The organism is Streptococcus sp. SR1, assembly GCF_000526075.1.
GTDB lineage: Bacteria > Bacillota > Bacilli > Lactobacillales > Streptococcaceae > Streptococcus > Streptococcus halitosis.
Window position 1 is genome coordinate 183,960 of the sequence record NZ_JATR01000013.1, and the last position, 17,829, is coordinate 201,788.

Below are 17,829 nucleotides of genomic sequence, written 5' to 3' on the forward strand. Positions count from 1 at the left end.
ATGAAAATTAAGAAAAAATATCTTGCAGCAGGATCGGCTTTAGTCCTTTCCCTGAGTCTTTGCATCTATACACTGAACCGACACCAGCTAGAAGGAAACAAAGATAATAATCGTGTGTCTTATGTTGATGGGAAGCAAGACTCTCAAAAAACAGAGACCCAGACACCAGATCAAGTTAGCAAAAAAGAAGATATTCAGGCTGAGCAAATTGTCGTGAAAATCACCGATCAAGGTTATGTGACTTCACACGGTGATCATTTCCATTATTACAATGGGAAAGTTCCTTTTGACGCGATTTTCAGCGAAGAGCTTTTGATGAAAGATGCCAATTATCAACTGAAAGACGCTGACATTGTCAACGAAATCAAAGGTGGTTATATTATCAAGGTGGATGGCAAGTATTATGTCTACCTTAAAGATGCGGCTCATGCTGATAATATTCGTACGAAGGACGAAATTGAGCGCCAAAAACAAGGTCATACTCATGATGCACCAACTTCTAACAGTGCAGTGGCGCTTGCTCAATCTCAAGGTCGTTATACTACAGATGATGGCTACATCTTTAATCCATCTGATATTATAGAAGATACTGGTGATGCTTATATCGTTCCTCATGGTGGACATTACCACTACATTCCAAAGAGTTCCTTGTCTGCTAGCGAATTGGCTGCTGCCCAAGCCTACCTCTCTGGAACTAGAAAACAAGCAAGTGTGACTAACTATCGTCCTAGTCCAAACGAAACTGGTCAAACTACCAACCCAAGTCAACAGGCTGAAGCACCAAGTAATCAAGTTGAGAGTCTTCAGAGTCTATTGCAACAGCTCTATGCTCTTCCAAGCACTCAACGTTATGCTGAATCAGATGGCTTGATTTTTGATCCTGCTAAGATTTCAAGTAGAACACCGAGTGGCGTAGCGATTCCTCATGGAAATCACTATCATTTTATTCCATATACAAAGCTTTCTGCTTTGGAAGAAAAGATTGCTCGTATGATTCCTTTAAATAGCGACAGTGGGAAGCCAACACCTTTGGAAAATCCAAGCAAACCAGCAGAACATCCAGCTCAACCAGAACATCCTCATGACCAAGACGGTGACCATGGAAGTCAGGATACCAACCATGAAGATCATGAACATGATGGAGAGGAGCATGACCATCATCACGGTGAAGAACATGATCATGGTTTTGCAGCTGACCGTGTTATTAGTGAAGATGAGCAAGGTTTTGTAGTTTCTCATGGAGATCACGCTCATTATTTCTTTAAGAAGGACTTGACTGCAGCCCAAATCAAAGCTGCCCAAGATCACTTGAAAGAAAATCATCAGCCGCAGCACGTTCAACCACTTGCAAAGACTGTGGAAAGTTTCTCAAGAGATGCTAGCGATGAAGAAAAAATCAAGTATATCTCACAGACCTACGGGGTTCCGCTCGAAGCGATTCGTATTTCAAATGGATTCTTTGTCTTTGGAAATCCGGATCAAGCCTATGATCCAACCCATATCCATCCCTATGCCGTTCGAAAAGAACATGTTCGTATTCCTCTCCAAACTGGAAATCCAGAACTGGATTTCCTAAATGAACTTTATACGACTGCCCTACGTGATGGGGTGTCTCCTTATAGTTTGCAAGTAGAAAATGGTAGTTTTGTGATTCCTCACGGAGACCACAATCACTACATCAAGGTTCAAACTAAGGGCTATGAAGTAGCTTTGAAAAATAAGATTCCGGCCCTACAATCGACCTATCAACCTGGAGCATTTGATGAACAAACTGTTCTATCTAAAGTGGATCAACTGTTAGCAGATAGCAGAAGTCTCTACAAAGACCAGCCAATCATGCAGAGACGTGTTGAACTTGCTTTGGGGCAGTTCACCGAAAATATGAAAAAACTGGCAACAAACTCAACTGCTGGATACCTAGCAGCCTTGGATCTCTTTGATAAACAGTATATCCATGTGGATCAAAGTGTGGCACCGGTTGAAACTTCACCTTTAGATAAGAAGTACCAAGCTCTAGTAGATAAGATCAATACATTGGATACAGATACTTATGGCTTGCCTAAGAAAGATCTTTTGGTACATTTGCAGGAAGCAAAACTAGCACAGGATGAGACAGAGTTGGCTGCCATTGAAGCGAAACTGCAGGCCTTGCAAGATTTCCGAGATCGGACCGGGGTTACAACAGTAGAGTACATCAAGTATTTCTATGAACATGTGTCTGATGGTCGTTTGAGAGAAGAACTTCGGAACCGTGTTGCCAAGTTGACATGGGAACTTTACCAGTCACAATCTTTCCTCAAAGCAACCGACTTGAACAAGCTATTCCCAACTATTTACCAAACTAAGCTAGAAGTAGAAGAAGCTCTCAAAGAAGAACCCGTATCTACAAAAGCTGGTAAGACTATTCTAGATACGGAAAAAGTAGATAGTCAAACTGCTAAGACAGCCATCTATGAATTCCTAAAAGAACTCTACGGTGATTTTATGCCAGAAGAGCGGGTTAGCCATGTTAAGAAGGAAGAAGTGGATGCTCTCCTAACTAAAGCTGCCCAACTCCTAGCACGTGTCAAAGAAGATGGTGTCAAACAATCCCTAGCTGAAGAAGCAGCTAATATCAAAGCGGCTACTGAAAAGGAAAATGCAGACCTTGACGAAGCTAAAACACAACTTGAGGATCTCTTGAATCGTATTGCAGCGACTATCCAACGAGAGAAAAAAGAAGCGGAACAAGATCCACAAACGGTGATCATCTACCAAAAACTCTATAATGTCTTGCTCTCTCTTCACAAGTACTTAGAGGATAACAAAGGAACAGATGCTGACTTTGAACGTGTTGATGCCCTATTTGATCAACTTGCAGCCAAAAGCAGTGATAAAGAAGGTCTCCTCACTCTAGCTAAAGAAATCATTAGCTTGAACCAGGAACTCCGTTCAAAAGCAAGTGAAACTGATAGCCAATCTAAGTCCGAGAAAGACAGTGAAACAGCTGCTTCTCAACCAACAGAAAAGCAAGCACAAAGTGAGTCTGAGCCAAATGCTCAACCAAACGAATAAAAAGAAAGGCGAAGTAGCTGAGCTACCTCGTCTTTTTTAGTCTTTATAAGATACAATGCCAATGATGGTATCCACCGCACGCTCCATAGTTTGAAGGCTGACGTATTCAAAACGTCCGTGCATGTTTTCACCACCTGCAAAGATATTTGGAGTTGGGATACCCATAAAGGAAATCTTAGAGCCATCTGTTCCGCCACGGATTGGTTCGATAATAGGCGTGATCCCTAAATCTTCCATAACAGCTTTAGCAATGGTAACAGGCGTCATGTCTTTCTCAATGACTTCCTTCATATTGTAGTACTGGTCGGTCAGAGTTAAGGTCACGCGATCATTCCCAAGTTCTTGATTCATCTTGTCAGCAATAGACTGCATAGCTGCTTTACGTGCTTCAAAGGAATCCTTTTCAAAGTCACGAATGATGTAGCTTGCACGCGCCTCCTCGACACTACCTGACACATCCATAAGATGATAGAAACCTTGGTAACCATCTGTCAGTTCAGGTCGGTCATTCTCTGGAAGTTGATTATGAAAATCAATCGCTAACTGTAAAGCGTTGACCATCTGTCCTTTAGCAGTACCAGGGTGAACATTGCGCCCTTGGAAATGGAGTTCAGCAGCAGCTGCTGAGAAAGTTTCGTATTGAAGCTCACCTAGCGGACCGCCATCAACAGTATAGGCAAAGTCAACATCAAAGTCTTCTGCATCAAATTGATTAGCACCGACACCAATTTCTTCATCTGGTCCAAAACCGACACGGATTTCACAGTGTTTGATTTCAGGGTGAGCAGTCAGATATTCGATAGCAGTCATAATTTCAGCAATCCCTGACTTGTCATCAGCCCCCAGCAAGGTCGTGCCATCAGTTGTGATAAGCGTTTGGCCTGTATATTTCTCAAGACTCTTAAAGTCAGCCGGATCTAGTTTAAATCCAGAATCACCTAAGTTGATAGCTTCACCATCGTAATTTTCGATGACTTGCGGATTAACACCCTCAGCATTAAAGTCAGCTGTATCCATGTGGGAGATAAATCCAATCTTACGTGTCAAGCTCGGATCATTAGCTGGCAAGGTCCCAATAGCAAAACCATTTGGTAGGTAGTAAACATTTTGCAGGCCGACACGTTTCATTTCAGGAAGAAGAACATTGGTCGCAAAATCTACCTGGCTCTGCGTACTTGGAGTAGTAGTAGAGTGTTCATCAGAACGCGTGTTGACCTTAACGTAGGTTAAAAAGCGTTCCAAAAGGTTCGGATAAGACATAAAAACTCCTTTTTTTATCATAAAATAGAATGCAAAACTTCGGAAAAATATGATTTGAGAAATTTCATGAATTTTGAAAAAATATAATAATTCAAATTCAGAAGACTTTCAAAAGAAATTTTCGAACAATTAGAATAAAATATATGCATCTTTATTTTATGAAATTTTTTACTATTTTTTCCATTTTACCACAGAAAACATTGAAAAACAAAGAAGAATCATACTTTTTTGCGATTTATAATAACATGTTTTCAAACACATTGATTGACATGAGTTCAACATTATTATATAATTAACCTATGGATGTTTCAGATTTATATAGTAACAGATTTAAACATATTCTAGTAAGGGAGATAGCATGAACATTCAATATGATTTTAAGAAAATTCAATGTTTCACTAGTCGTTTAGTTATCTTTCTAGCTATTCTTTTTTTGTGTGCACCGATTAATTCTTTACATGCAGATTCAACAACCGAACCTCAGACAACCCTTCGCAAAACGATTACTCCGATATCAGGGCAGGAAGACCAGTATGAATTGTCACTGGATATCACATCTAAACTGGGGACGGAGACCCAGTCAGAACCCTTGGATGTTGTCCTAGTCGCCGATCTTTCAGGAAGTATGGAAAATCAAGATGTGTGGTCTTACTCTAGTGGAAGATACATCAGTAGGATTGAAGCGTTAAAAAACACACTTCGTGGCACAAATAATCAAAAAGGTTTAATTGATACAATTCTTTCTAATTCTCAAAACCGTCTATCTATAGTTGGTTTTGCTGGAAAGATAGATAATCAATATGAAAGTTACAATTATAATTTGCGCCGATATTATAGGTGGCCAGATGACTTTGCTGGATATTATAGTTGGGCTGCTAAATATGATGATTCTAAACAAATTTTAGGATGGAGTAGTGATAGAAATGCGGCAATATCTTCAGTAAATGACATGTCAATACCTCAAAATGCTTCTCAAGGAATTGGTACTGGAACAAACATTGGAGCTGGTTTGTGGGAGGCAGATACACTCCTTAATAATGCGAGAAGCAATGCGAAAAAGGTTGTTATTTTACTATCAGATGGTTTCGCTAATATGTATTACGATAATCAAGGATATACAATATATAACTGGAATAATATCGATGCTAAAACAGAAACAGCTCCCGACTGGTTTAATGACTATCTCAAGCAATTCGTATTAGGGCTTTCATCAAGCTTAGCACCTAGAATTGATGGATTTTACTCGATTAAGTTTAGGTATACTAATAATAGAGACAGTATTTCCAATATTAAATCATACATAGGGCAATATAATCCCAATATTCCTAACGAAATATTTTCTGCAAATAATGAAAATGACTTGCAACAAAAATTTAAAGACATCACTGATAAAATTCTACCTTTAGGCGTACACCATGTGACTATTAAGGATGTACTATCCAAATATGTTCAATTATTACCTAATGGTTCTTCAGGTTTTCGTGTCGTCAAAATCAAGGATGGTAATGAGGAAGAGCTGATAACTAATCAAGTTACGGTTGAGAGTAAGAAGAACGAACAGGGCTTAGTGGAAGTAACAGCCAAGTTTAATCCGAGCTATACTTTAGAGGATGATGCCAAGTACGTTCTCAAGTTTACTGTCACCTCTACCCAAGAGGCCTTTGATGCGATTGCGGGTGATAAGACACTGACTAGTGGTGATGCCGAAGGGGCCGATGCTACTAAACTCTACTCCAACAAGGGAGCTAGTGTTACCTACTCCTATGGTATTGGGACCTCACATACCAAGACAAAAGATTATTCTGAGAAGCCCACTTTCAAGCCGTCAGATCCATTGACAGTTCCGGTTGAAGTTGAGTGGAAAGGTGTGGATGGGAAATCAAATCCATCAGCAAATCGTCCACCTAGTGTCGAATTAAACTTAAACCAAAAGAAAGATGGAAGTACAAAGGATTCCTATCGAAAGGTCACTAGTCCAGTTCAAACGAATAGTTTTACTGAAAATACTAGTTTTGCAAAGGTAGCCAAGGGATATGACTACGAACTGAAAGCACCAGACGCTCCGGGATACACAGTCGAAGTTCAAAATACAGGTACGAAAGAGAAACCATCCTTCAAAGTTATTTACCGACAGCTTCCAAGCCTCACCATAAAGAAAATCCTAGAAGGGGAACAATCACCTAATAAATCTTTCACAATTAATGTTACCCTTTCAGATAAGGATGGCAATCCGATTGACGGCAAGTTTGGGAATACAATAGTGACTAATGGGAAAGCGCAGATTTCTCTCAAAAATAGTCAGGAAACTGTCCTCAAATACCTGCCTCGTGATACCCACTATAAGGTAGAAGAAGTAGAGACATCTAGAGCGGGATATCATGTTACCTATGAAAAACAAGAGGGGACCTTGTCAGAGGATGTTCAAACAATCGTCACCAACCACAGACTTCCGACACTTTCAGTTACAAAAAAAGTTACAGGTGCCTTTGCTAATCTTCTGCAATCCTTTAAGATTACCATTAACGTAAAGGATGCGCAAAATAAACCATTGAATGGATCGTATAGTGCAATAGTAAATAATCAAAAAACAACCCTGAAATTTACAAATGGTAAGGCGACAGTCGATCTAAAGAAAGATAAAACTGTTAAGATTCTTGACCTTCCTCTAAATGCTCGTTACAGTATCGAAGAAGAAGCAAGTTCGTCTCGTGGATATCGGGTTTCTTATGAAAATAAAGAAGGCAAGCTTGATGGGGATAAGTCTGCGACAGTCACGAATAATAAAAACAGCGTACCTGAAACGGGAATTGACTTCTTGAGTAGCACTCTCATGCTTGGAGTTGTTCTTCCTCTAGGAGGAATCTTCTTTATCATCTTACTTGGTCACCTTGTGGTGAATAGGAGGAAGTGATGCTGCTTAAAAAGAAACATAAGAAACCAGTAACGCAAGTCAATCGGGATAAGTCTCCGCCGAGTGTCTGGGGAGATATCCTATACTTAGTCAGTAAACTTCTGATGGTTGGATTTGTACTAGCCACCCTTTACTTTTTCGTCTTTGGACTATTAAGATACAATGACGATGGCATGAAGCCAGCCTTAAAAGATGGCGACCTGGTCGTCTATTATAGGTTGGATAAACGCTATTCGATTGGTGATTTGCTAGTCTATAGTTATAAAGGCAAGGAAAGAGTGGCGCGTGTCATCGCAACCGAAGGAAGTACAATCGATATAAACGAAAATGGTCTCATCATCAACGGTTCTCCTCAACAAGAGCAAGATATCTACAAAGAAACGCTGCTCTATAAGGAAGGGGCAACCTTCCCGATGAAAGTCCCAGCAGGACAACTCTTTGTCCTCGGGGACAATCGAACAACGGCTGTAGACAGTCGTGCTTTTGGAACCATCCCTATACAGGATACTCAAGGCAAAGTTGTAACAGTCATTAGAAGACGAGGCTTTTGATGATCATAATGAAAAAAGAAAATAAAAAAACAAAAGGAATAATCATGAAAAAAACATTCTTTAAAAAGCTATTCACTGCAAGTATTGCAGCTATAACCGCTTTGTCGGTATTCAGAGGTGTTCCGACCTTTGCGGATGATACTTCAGCAACAACAATGGCAACTGGTGAAGCAAATGCTGTTGTGAAAATTAGAAAAACCTTGAATATTGCACAAGGTATTACAACACCGAATGCGACATTTACTTTTAAATTTACTGAAAAGTCTGGTACATCCTCTAATGGAGCTCCTTATGAGAAAGGAGTGAATATCCCAGATATATCAGTTACTTATTCTAAAACAGATAATCAAGTAAATGATAAAATCGAAAAAACGACTGAAAATATTTTTGGCAACACAACATATAAACATGCCGGAGAATATGTTTATGATGTCAGAGAAGATAAATCAGGTTGGACAGCCATTGAAAAAGATAGTAAAAAAATTGATGCAATGAGATATGATGAGCGCACATATGAAATGCATGTTATTGTCAAAAATAAAGCCAATGGTGGTGTCTATATTTCATCAGTATACTTCAAAGAAAATAAACAATCCAACACAGCAAAGGTTCAACCGAGTGAAACAGGGGTTTATAATCTCTTTGACAACACCTATACAAAAGATGCTAGCAGAGACCCTAAGCCTGATGATCCTAGTAAAGTAGACCCTACTGCAAACGCATTAACAATTACTAAAAAAGTCGACGGAGCCTCAGGGGATAAAACAAAAGATTTCCACTTCCATATTCGTATTCAACTTCCATCAACAAATAAAACTGCAGCAGAACCAATAAAAAATATTGTTGTTCAACATGGGAATGCATCACATGAGTTAGCTGTTGTTGCTGCATCAGAGTCGGTTGATTATGATTTTACTTTGAAACATGGTGAAACATTCACAGTCACTCAATTACCAGCGGGATCAAAATACACAGTAACAGAAACTGGCGTTCCAGGATATACAGCATCATCAGTATATTTGACAAACGGGACATCAACTAATGGTGCGGCTGGACAATTGGGTCAAGATTATAAAGTTGAGAATATCCTTCTTGGTGAAAAAACAAACAACAACACCGTTACCAACAAAATTAATGACGTGACTCCTACTGGTCTCTTGATTGATAACCTTCCATTCATCTTGATGATTGGTCTTGGTTTAGCTGGATTTGTTGTCTTGTCTAAAAAACGTAGAGAAGCCTAAACGGTTGGGGGATAGACGATGAAAACCAAGCGTGAGAAGCCAAAAAAGAGTCTGTCTAGGCGTCTCGTTCTTGCTGTAGATGGGACGATCAATCACTTGTTGCTCATTTTTGCAGCTTTGATCTTTCTCTTTGGTTTCTATGCCCTTTGGGATTCCAACCAAGTCTACTCCTTGGCTTCGTCAAGTGAGTACGAAGCTTATCGACCTGTTACGACGCAACAGGATGAGCTAGCTAGCTTTTCAGGCTTCAGCAAACTCCAAGAACTCAATCCCGAAGTCCTCGGTTGGATCAATGTCTATGGTACCAATATCGACTATCCCTTAGTCCAAGCCAAGGACAATGAAAAGTATCTCAACAAGGACTCCAAAGGTGAGTTTGCAGCGACAGGCGCTATCTTTCTCGATGCACGAAATAATCCCAAGTTCGAAGACTTTAATACCATTATCTACGGGCACCACGTAGAAAACGGGGTCATGTTTGGTGATGTGGCTAAGTTTGCTGATCAGGAATTTTTTGACCAGCATCGTTACGGTAGTATATATTACAATGGTGTGGAAAAAGGGCTCGAGATCTTTGAGATGTTGGAGGTCGATGCCTATGACTTTAACATCTATGATCTAGGAATACAGGGTGAGGACCGTCAGCAGGCCTATCTAGACCACCTGCTCTCAGTCGCCATGCACAAGCGGGATATCTCACTCTCACCAAGTGATCGTATCATCCTACTCAGTACCTGTTTTCTCGATGTGACCAATGGTCGTCATATTGTGGCCGCAAAGATTACAGACACCGTCCCTAAAAATACTTTCCATACAAAAAAATCAAAACCATTCCCATACAGTGTCTTTGATGACTCGTCTCTTGGACGTTTCCTCTCATCAATCCCACTATGGATTTGGTACCTTATCTTGTTTGTATTGTTCTTGCTCTTGATTTTCTTACTCCTTGTCCTCTATTTGATCCTACGTCGTAGAAGAGAGAGTAAAAAAATGCAAGAAGCAGACCCTTTTACTGACTAAGGGTGAATAGAAAAGAGGCGGTTTTGTCCCGCCTCCTTTCCTTTTAAGAAATCTCGCATAGAAAGGAGTGCCGATGACGGTTCAAAAAAGAGCGCGATTTAAAAACGTGTTTCTGGTATTCTTCTGTGTTTTTGTAGCTCTTTTTAGTTGGCAGAGAGTGGAAGCGAGTGACTATGATCACTATAATCCTATTGAAAAGGATGCTTCGAGCACAGGATTTGAAACCCTGCAACAGCTTAATCATGATGTTTGCGGTTGGATTAGCCTTGATGGGACAAAGGTGGACTATCCACTTCTACAAAGTCAGGATAATGTCAAATACCTTGACCGCAATGCCTTTGGCGATTATACGATAACAGGATCAATTTTTCTCGACTATCGCTTTAATCCCAACTTTACTGATTTTAATACCATCATCTACGGTCACTCTATGGCTTCAGGGGCTATGTTCGGTGAGATTAAGAAATTTGCTGATAAGGAATTCTTCGACCAGCATCGCTATGGTTCTATCTACTATAATGGTCGAGAACGTGGTCTTGAGATTTTTGGGATTTTAGAAGTGGATGCCTATGATACGGAAATTTACCGAACCTTGAGTTCCAACGATGAGGAACACCAGGCCTATTATCAGTATCTGTTGAGTAAAGCCAAGTACAAGCGAGATGTTTCCTTGACTTCAACGGACAAGATTGTTTTATTAAGCACCTGTTTTCTTAATATTACCAACGGCCGCCATATTCTTTTAGCAAAAATAACGGATGCACCAGTAAAAGCAGCACAGGATAAAAGTGGAGAAAGCGTAGGAACACGTTATTTTGACCAAGGGATTCCAACGCATTGGATTTATATCCTAACCTTACTCCTTCTTATCATTGTCATTTTGCTTCTAATAGTTATTATTCTAATCATAAGACGAGATAGAAATACAAAAGAACAAAAGAAATAGTAGACGTCGGAAGCGTTTACTATTTTTGTTTTTCATGATAGAATGGATGGTGAAAATAATATCATAAGGATGATAATATGAAAAAAGCCCTGTTAATGATGACCTTTGGATCTCCAGAGGAGATTAGTTTTGAAGGAGTATCAGAATTTTTTACAAACATTCGTCGTGGAGTTAGACCCCAAGACCACGAGATCCAGACCCTCTATGACAACTACGTCCTTATCGGTGGGACGCCTTTGCAGCGGATTACACGTGAGGAGGTCAATTTAGTCAAGGAACGATTAGGGGAGGAGTACGGTATCTATTTTGCCAACAAATTTTCTCGTCCCTTTATTCCAGATGTGATCAAACAGATGGAAACTGATGGTGTCGAAGAATGTATCTGTTTGATTTTGGAACCTCATTATTCCTTTTACTCAGTCATGGGATATGAAAAGTTTCTGGAAAGTCAGCAGATACGATTTTTAGTCATTAAGGACTGGTATCAACAACAGGCTTTGCTGGACTTCTGGACAGATGAGATTAGAAAAATTTTACGAAACCATGTGGGAGAAGAATCTTTCAAGGTAATCTTTTCAGCTCACAGTGTTCCCATTTTTGCCTTAGACTATGGAGATCCTTATATTGACCAGATTTTTGATAATAGCAAGCTAATTGCTGAACAACTCGGCCTAATGACAGACCAGTATACCAATACTTGGCAGAGCGAAAGCGATATTGGAATCCCTTGGATCAAGCCAGATGTCTTAGAATATTTACGAGATCAAAAGCAACATCCAGAGCATTATATTTTTGTCCCGATTAGCTTTATCAGTGAGCACATCGAAGTCTTGTTTGATAATGATGTGGAATGTTATGATTTGTGTCAAGAAATAGGTGTCACCTACCATCGTCCACCTATGCCCAATACGGATAGCCGTTTAATTGACGCTTTAGTTGCTACTGTAAGAGCCAATGAAGACAAAGAATTTAAAGCTTTTCTCCCAGAAGAAGAAACCTTTGATGAGTTAGCGCCTTCAGCAACTACCAAGGACATTATGGAGGAGACAGACGACCTTCAGATGCCAGAATTTGTCAAAAAACTCATTGAGAAAAAAGGCCGTGAAAATGTGAAGATGCCGTACTTAATTAAGAAAATGCTAGAAAAGGCTGGGAAGTTACCAAAAGAGTAAAGAAAAAAGGATTTAGCTTTAAGCTAGATCCTTTATTTGTCTTATTTTTTTTCAAGAAGAGCTTTGATTTCTTGAAGAACTTCAAGTTCAGTTGGAGCAGCAGGTGCTTCCTCAACCACTTCCTCTTTCTTACGAAGGTTTTGCGCTTTTTCCATAGCTTTAATAACGAAGAAAAGCACAGTACCTACAACGAGAAAGTTGATAATAGCACTCAAGAATTTACCATATGTAACACCATTCCATGCAAGCTCAGCGATGTTTTGTACTTTCGCAGCTTCCAAGGCTGGATTCAAGATAAGTGGAGTGATGATATCGTTAACGAGTGAAGTTACGATAGCACCAAATGCAGAGGCGATGATTACACCGACAGCAAGGTCAACAACATTACCGCGAAGCAAGAATTCTTTTAGGTCCTTTAACATTTTCATAATTTCCTTTTCTAATTTTCTAACTAATTATATCCTAAATTGTGACAAAAAGCAACCTGGATGCTTAAGGAAGTCGGTTACTCCTTTTAAAAATATAGATTTTACTGAAAATATAATTAAGCACAATAATCAAGATTTGTGCTAAGATAGTTTCAACCGTATTAACCCTATCTATATTATATTCGACAAACTGACCAATAAGATCAGGAAAGGTTGTAACGAAGATATAAGTTAAAAGAACGTCAAGTCCAAGTGTAGAGAGACGAGCTAAGAAAAACTTAGCCAGCCGAGTTGACCAATTCCTTCTCTCTTGTTTAAAGACGATTGTATCATTTGTGAGAAAGGCAAAGAGAATCCCGATAAAATTTGCGAGTGCAGTTGCTAGGATTTCCTGGTGGCTGATGTGGTAAATAACCAAGCGCGATAAAATAGAAACCAAAGTAGTAGCAGCACCGAAAAATAGATAGGAGAGAATTTCGTTATCGAAGAATGCCTTTATTATTCTTTTCATGGTTTTAGTATAGCATAATGTCATATATTGTGCTATACTAGTAAGGTTGATAATCTCAACCCTTGGTGCTTAACTTCTTTCACCAAGCATATTTTACGCGGGAAACCGCTAAAGGAGAAAACATGAAAAAATTAACTGTTCGTGATATGGCAGATATCGCTATTGTCGCTGCTATTTATGTGGTTTTGACCATTACCCCACCACTGAATGCCATTAGCTACGGCGCCTACCAGTTCCGTATTTCAGAGATGATGAATTTCTTGGCCTTTTACAATCCAAAATATATCATCGGTGTGACGATTGGTTGTATGATTGCAAATTTCTTTAGCTTTGGTCCAATAGATGTCTTTGTCGGAGGGGGCTCTACCCTAGTTTTCCTAAGTCTAGGTGTATGGCTCTTTAGCAAGTACAAGAAAGACTATCTGTTCAATGGTTTGATTCGAAAAGACCATTTCTTCTTTTCAATTCTCTTCTCTATTTCAATGATTACCATTGCAGCAGAACTCTATATTGTTGCAGAAGCTCCATTCTTCTTTACATGGTTCTCTACGGGGATTGGTGAGTTTGCATCACTCATCGTAGGTGCTATTTTAATCGGAAAATTAGGACGCCGAATTGATCTAACAAGATAAGAAGTTTATAAGCTAGATTCTTGCTAAATCTAGCTTTTTTCATTCCATAAAATTAAAAGAGAGCGCTTGACAAGAACTAGGAACTATAGTATACTTTTTAGGTAAGCTGATTTAGCTCAGTTGGCAGAGCGCATCCATGGTAAGGATGAGGTCGCCGGTTCAATCCCGGCAATTAGCATGATAGAGACGAAAAAACCCTGATTTACAAGGGTTTTTGTTATGTCTGCCCCAAATTTTTCAAAGATATTTCTTATGCACCTGTATAAATGAAGCAAAGAGTTTTGTCTGTTGACAAAAGTGACTCTATCTAGTAGAATAGTAGGTGCGATGAGTCGATAGGTAGTCTTCGGACTACTATTGAACATAAGGAGGTCATAACGCAGGAGCGGACCTTGATGAGTTGTGTGAACCTGCTCATCACATGAAGATGCCTCTTAGTCCCTGGTCAATGACTAGGGATTTTTAATTTTCAGAAAATATAACCCAAAAATGCTTTTCAATTTCTGGAAAAAGTAGTATAATACATCTATTATAGAAATTTTTAGAAAATTCCGAAAGAGGTTATTTATGGGATATACAGTTGCTGTAGTCGGCGCGACAGGTGCTGTCGGAGCTCAGATGATAAAAATGTTGGAAGAATCAACACTTCCAATCGATAAAATTCGTTACCTTGCTTCTGCACGTTCAGCAGGCAAGACTTTGAAATTTAAAGACCAAGATATTACGATTGAAGAGACAACTGAGACAGCTTTTGAGGGTGTTGATATTGCACTCTTCTCAGCAGGTGGTTCGACATCAGCTAGGTATGCACCATACGCAGTTCAAGCTGGAGCGGTAGTAGTAGATAACACATCTTATTTCCGTCAAAATCCAGATGTTCCTTTGGTTGTTCCAGAGGTCAATGCTCATGCACTTGATGCCCACAACGGGATTATTGCCTGCCCTAACTGTTCAACAATCCAAATGATGGTGGCTCTTGAGCCAGTTCGTCAAAAATGGGGCTTGGATCGTATCATCGTTTCAACTTACCAAGCGGTCTCAGGTGCTGGTATGGGAGCGATCCTTGAAACACAACGTGAACTTCGTGAAGTCTTGAATGACGGTGTGAATCCACGTGATTTGCATGCGGAAATCTTGCCTTCAGGTGGTGATAAGAAACACTATCCTATCGCCTTTAACGCTCTTCCACAAATCGATGTCTTCACTGACAACGACTACACATACGAAGAGATGAAGATGACCAAGGAAACGAAGAAAATCATGGAAGACGATAGCATTGCGGTATCTGCAACCTGTGTACGTATTCCAGTCTTGTCAGCTCACTCTGAATCTGTTTATATCGAAACAAAAGAAGTGGCTCCAATCGAAGAAGTGAAAGCAGCTATCGCAGCCTTCCCGGGTGCTGTTCTTGAGGATGACGTAGCGCACCAAATCTATCCTCAAGCCGTCAATGCAGTGGGTTCGCGTGATACTTTTGTTGGTCGTATCCGTAAAGACCTAGATGCAGAAAAAGGAATCCACATGTGGGTTGTTTCAGATAACCTTCTCAAAGGTGCTGCTTGGAACTCAGTTCAGATTGCAGAAACGCTTCACGAACGTGGATTGGTTCGTCCAACAGCTGAGTTGAAATTTGAATTAAAATAGTCATATCGTTTAGGAGTTCAGATGAACTCCTTCTTTGAAATAGAGAGGTGTTTCTCATGTCTTATCAAGATTTAAAAGAGTGTAAAATCATCACAGCCTTTATTACCCCTTTTCATGAGGATGGTTCCATCAACTTTGATGCCATTCCAGCCTTGATTGAGCATTTATTGGCCCATCACACAGACGGCATTCTTCTAGCTGGAACGACTGCTGAGAGTCCGACCTTGACCCACGATGAGGAGTTGGAACTCTTTGCGGCTGTACAAAAGATTGTTAATGGACGTGTTCCTTTGATTGCGGGTGTAGGTACCAATGATACCCGAGACTCAATTGAGTTTGTCAAAGAAGTCGCAGACTTTGGCGGTTTCGCTGCTGGGCTTGCAATCGTACCTTACTATAACAAACCTTCACAAGAAGGCATGTATCAGCACTTTAAAGTGATTGCAGATGCTTCTGACTTGCCTATTATCATCTATAACATTCCAGGGCGTGTAGTAGTGGAATTAACTCCAGAAACCATGCTTCGCTTGGCTGACCATCCAAATATCATCGGTGTTAAAGAATGTACCAGCTTGGCAAATATGGCTTACTTGATTGAGCACAAGCCAGAAGAGTTCTTGATCTATACTGGTGAGGATGGAGACGCTTTCCATGCTATGAATCTTGGTGCGGATGGGGTTATTTCTGTTGCCTCCCATACAAATGGAGATGAGATGCACGAGATGCTCACTGCCATTGCAGAAAGCGATATGAAGAAAGCAGCAGCTATTCAACGTAAATTCATCCCTAAAGTCAATGCCCTCTTCTCTTATCCAAGTCCTGCACCTGTTAAGGCAGTTTTGAACTACATGGGATTTGAAGCTGGTCCAACTCGCCTACCTCTTGTTCCAGCACCAGAAGAAGATGCTAAACGCATTATCAAGGTTGTCGTAGATGGCGACTACGAGGCGACTAAGGCAACTGTAACAGGCGTCCTTAGACCAGATTACTAATAAAGACAATAAAATCCATGACCGCAAGAACGATCATGGATTTTTCTTATTTTCCTAAACAGAATTGGCTAAAGAGTTGGGTAATGAGTTCATCAGGTGCGGCATCTCCAGTGATTTCTCCGAGAATTTCCCAAGTACGAGTCAAGTCAACTTGCAACAAATCAACTGGCATCCCCAGTTCCAGACCTTCATTAACAGCTTGTAAGCTTTCAACGGCCTTTTCAATCAAGGAAATATGACGGGCATTTGACAAGTAAGTAGCATCTTGCTCAACCAAACCAGCATTTTCAAAGAAGAGATTGTTGATGCTCTCTTCAATCTTATCGATGTTTTGGTTTTTAAGAACTGAAATACGGATGACATCTTCAGGTAGTTCCGAAGTTTCAATCGATTCAGGCAGATCAGTTTTATTAAGTAGAATAATGCGGTTGGTATCTTGGCTGATTTCTAAGAGTTGGCGATCTTGGGCGGTCAGTGGTTCACTGGCATTTAGTACTAGTAGTACCAAGTCGGCTTCTTTAAGGGCTTTTTTCGAACGCTCAACACCGATTTGTTCCACGATATCATCTGTTTCTCGAATACCAGCAGTATCAATCAATTTGAGAGGAACCCCGTTAATGTTGACGTATTCTTCGATAACATCTCGTGTCGTACCAGCGATATCTGTTACAATAGCCTTGTCTTCACGAAGGAGATTGTTGAGAAGACTGGATTTCCCAACGTTGGGGCGTCCGATGATAGCAGTGGAAATTCCTTCACGAAGGATTTTACCACGACGAGCTGTTCTAAGGAGATTGGTTAACAATTGCTCAAACTCCATAGTTTTCTCACGGACGACTGCAGTAGTGGCTTCCTCAACATCGTCATACTCAGGATAGTCGATATTGACCTCAACTTGGGCAAGTGTATTGAGGATTTCTTGGCGAGTATTATTAATGAGGTCGGAAAGAGAACCATCCAATTGTTTGACTGCAATATTCATGGCCTTGTCTGTCTTGGCACGGATGATGTCCATCACCGCTTCAGCCTGAGTCAAGTCCACACGACCGTTTAGAAAGGCGCGCTTGGTAAATTCACCGGGTTCTGCCAACCGAGCTCCTTCACGGATAGCTAGTTGGAGAATTTCATTGGTCACTGCAATCCCACCGTGGGTGTTAATCTCGATAATATCCTCACGAGTGAAGGTTTTTGGAGACTTCATAGCCCCAACCATAACCTCGTCCATGACCTTACCAGTCAAAGGGTCAACAATGTGACCATAGTTGAGAGTGTGGCTAGCAACCTTGCTCAAGTCTTTTCCTTTAAAAATCTTTTGCGCAATGGCAAAACTGTCAGTTCCGCTCAGGCGGACAATACCGATAGCCCCTTCACCTAGTGGAGTAGAGATAGCAGCGATGGTATCAAATTCACGTGTAATCATACTAATTCCTTTTGTATTTCTTTTCTTAGGACATGTATCCAAGC

14 protein-coding genes, 1 tRNA gene and 1 riboswitch are annotated in these 17,829 nt (G+C 40.3%); of the genes, 11 read left to right on the forward strand and 4 right to left on the reverse strand.

Annotated features, from left to right (window positions below):
- Nucleotides 1–3,054, forward strand: coding sequence for a pneumococcal-type histidine triad protein (locus HMPREF1518_RS03610; RefSeq protein WP_033584186.1), 3,054 nt, complete (start codon nt 1–3; stop codon nt 3,052–3,054).
- A gap of 36 nt (nt 3,055–3,090) precedes the next feature.
- Here the strand turns inward: HMPREF1518_RS03610 and pepT are convergent, their stop codons facing one another.
- Entirely contained in the window at nt 3,091–4,314 is a 1,224-nt protein-coding gene (gene pepT / locus HMPREF1518_RS03615) for a peptidase T (RefSeq protein WP_033584188.1), read from the reverse strand.
- 358 nt (nt 4,315–4,672) lie between these two features.
- Between pepT and pitA the strand changes: the two genes are divergently transcribed.
- The 6 genes from pitA (at nt 4,673) to hemH (ending at nt 12,158) form a co-directional block, all read left to right on the forward strand.
- On the forward strand, nt 4,673–7,225 hold the full coding sequence (gene pitA / locus HMPREF1518_RS03620) for a PI-2 pilus tip adhesin PitA (protein WP_033584190.1): 2,553 nt from the start codon (nt 4,673–4,675) through the stop codon (nt 7,223–7,225).
- Nucleotides 7,225–7,776 carry a PI-2 pilus system signal peptidase SipA gene (gene sipA / locus HMPREF1518_RS03625; RefSeq protein WP_007516429.1) on the forward strand — a complete coding sequence of 184 codons (552 nt, stop codon included), beginning with the start codon at nt 7,225–7,227 and terminating at the stop codon, nt 7,774–7,776. Before pitA ends, sipA begins: the two co-directional genes overlap by 1 nt.
- Entirely contained in the window at nt 7,776–9,020 is a 1,245-nt protein-coding gene (locus tag HMPREF1518_RS03630; RefSeq protein WP_033584193.1) for a DUF7601 domain-containing protein, read from the forward strand. Before sipA ends, HMPREF1518_RS03630 begins: the two co-directional genes overlap by 1 nt.
- An 18-nt stretch (nt 9,021–9,038) precedes the next feature.
- Nucleotides 9,039–10,040, forward strand: coding sequence for a PI-2 pilus system class B sortase SrtG1 (gene srtG1 / locus HMPREF1518_RS03635; RefSeq protein WP_033584195.1), 1,002 nt, complete (start codon nt 9,039–9,041; stop codon nt 10,038–10,040).
- Between the two features lie 73 nt (nt 10,041–10,113).
- The gene (srtG2, locus tag HMPREF1518_RS03640; RefSeq protein ID WP_081730796.1) at nt 10,114–10,986 is read left to right on the forward strand and encodes a PI-2 pilus system class B sortase SrtG2; all 873 of its coding nucleotides are present in this window, start codon (nt 10,114–10,116) and stop codon (nt 10,984–10,986) included.
- A gap of 77 nt (nt 10,987–11,063) precedes the next feature.
- Nucleotides 11,064–12,158 carry a ferrochelatase gene (gene hemH, locus HMPREF1518_RS03645; RefSeq protein WP_033584197.1) on the forward strand — a complete coding sequence of 365 codons (1,095 nt, stop codon included), beginning with the start codon at nt 11,064–11,066 and terminating at the stop codon, nt 12,156–12,158.
- Nucleotides 12,159–12,199: 41 nt separating this feature from the next.
- On the opposite strand, the gene mscL is transcribed toward hemH, so the two are convergent.
- Complete coding sequence (gene mscL, locus HMPREF1518_RS03650; protein WP_033584199.1) at nt 12,200–12,580, reverse strand: large conductance mechanosensitive channel protein MscL; 381 nt, start codon at nt 12,578–12,580, stop codon at nt 12,200–12,202.
- 70 nt (nt 12,581–12,650) lie between these two features.
- On the reverse strand, nt 12,651–13,097 hold the full coding sequence (locus tag HMPREF1518_RS03655) for a GtrA family protein (protein ID WP_033584234.1): 447 nt from the start codon (nt 13,095–13,097) through the stop codon (nt 12,651–12,653).
- A gap of 28 nt (nt 13,098–13,125) precedes the next feature.
- Nucleotides 13,126–13,222: riboswitch (PreQ1 riboswitch) on the forward strand.
- On the opposite strand from HMPREF1518_RS03655, the gene HMPREF1518_RS03660 reads away from it, so the two are divergent.
- The 4 genes from HMPREF1518_RS03660 (at nt 13,220) to dapA (ending at nt 16,365) form a co-directional block, all read left to right on the forward strand.
- Nucleotides 13,220–13,729, forward strand: coding sequence for a QueT transporter family protein (locus tag HMPREF1518_RS03660; RefSeq protein WP_000737309.1), 510 nt, complete (start codon nt 13,220–13,222; stop codon nt 13,727–13,729). It overlaps the preceding riboswitch by 3 nt.
- 105 nt (nt 13,730–13,834) lie before the next feature.
- A tRNA-Thr gene (locus HMPREF1518_RS03665) sits at nt 13,835–13,907 on the forward strand.
- A gap of 389 nt (nt 13,908–14,296) precedes the next feature.
- Nucleotides 14,297–15,373 carry an aspartate-semialdehyde dehydrogenase gene (locus HMPREF1518_RS03670; RefSeq protein WP_033584201.1) on the forward strand — a complete coding sequence of 359 codons (1,077 nt, stop codon included), beginning with the start codon at nt 14,297–14,299 and terminating at the stop codon, nt 15,371–15,373.
- A 56-nt stretch (nt 15,374–15,429) separates the two neighbouring features.
- Complete coding sequence (dapA, locus tag HMPREF1518_RS03675; protein ID WP_033584202.1) at nt 15,430–16,365, forward strand: 4-hydroxy-tetrahydrodipicolinate synthase; 936 nt, start codon at nt 15,430–15,432, stop codon at nt 16,363–16,365.
- Between the two features lie 46 nt (nt 16,366–16,411).
- On the opposite strand, the gene mnmE is transcribed toward dapA, so the two are convergent.
- Complete coding sequence (mnmE, locus tag HMPREF1518_RS03680) at nt 16,412–17,785, reverse strand: tRNA uridine-5-carboxymethylaminomethyl(34) synthesis GTPase MnmE (RefSeq protein WP_033584204.1); 1,374 nt, start codon at nt 17,783–17,785, stop codon at nt 16,412–16,414.
- Nucleotides 17,786–17,829 lie beyond the last annotated feature (44 nt).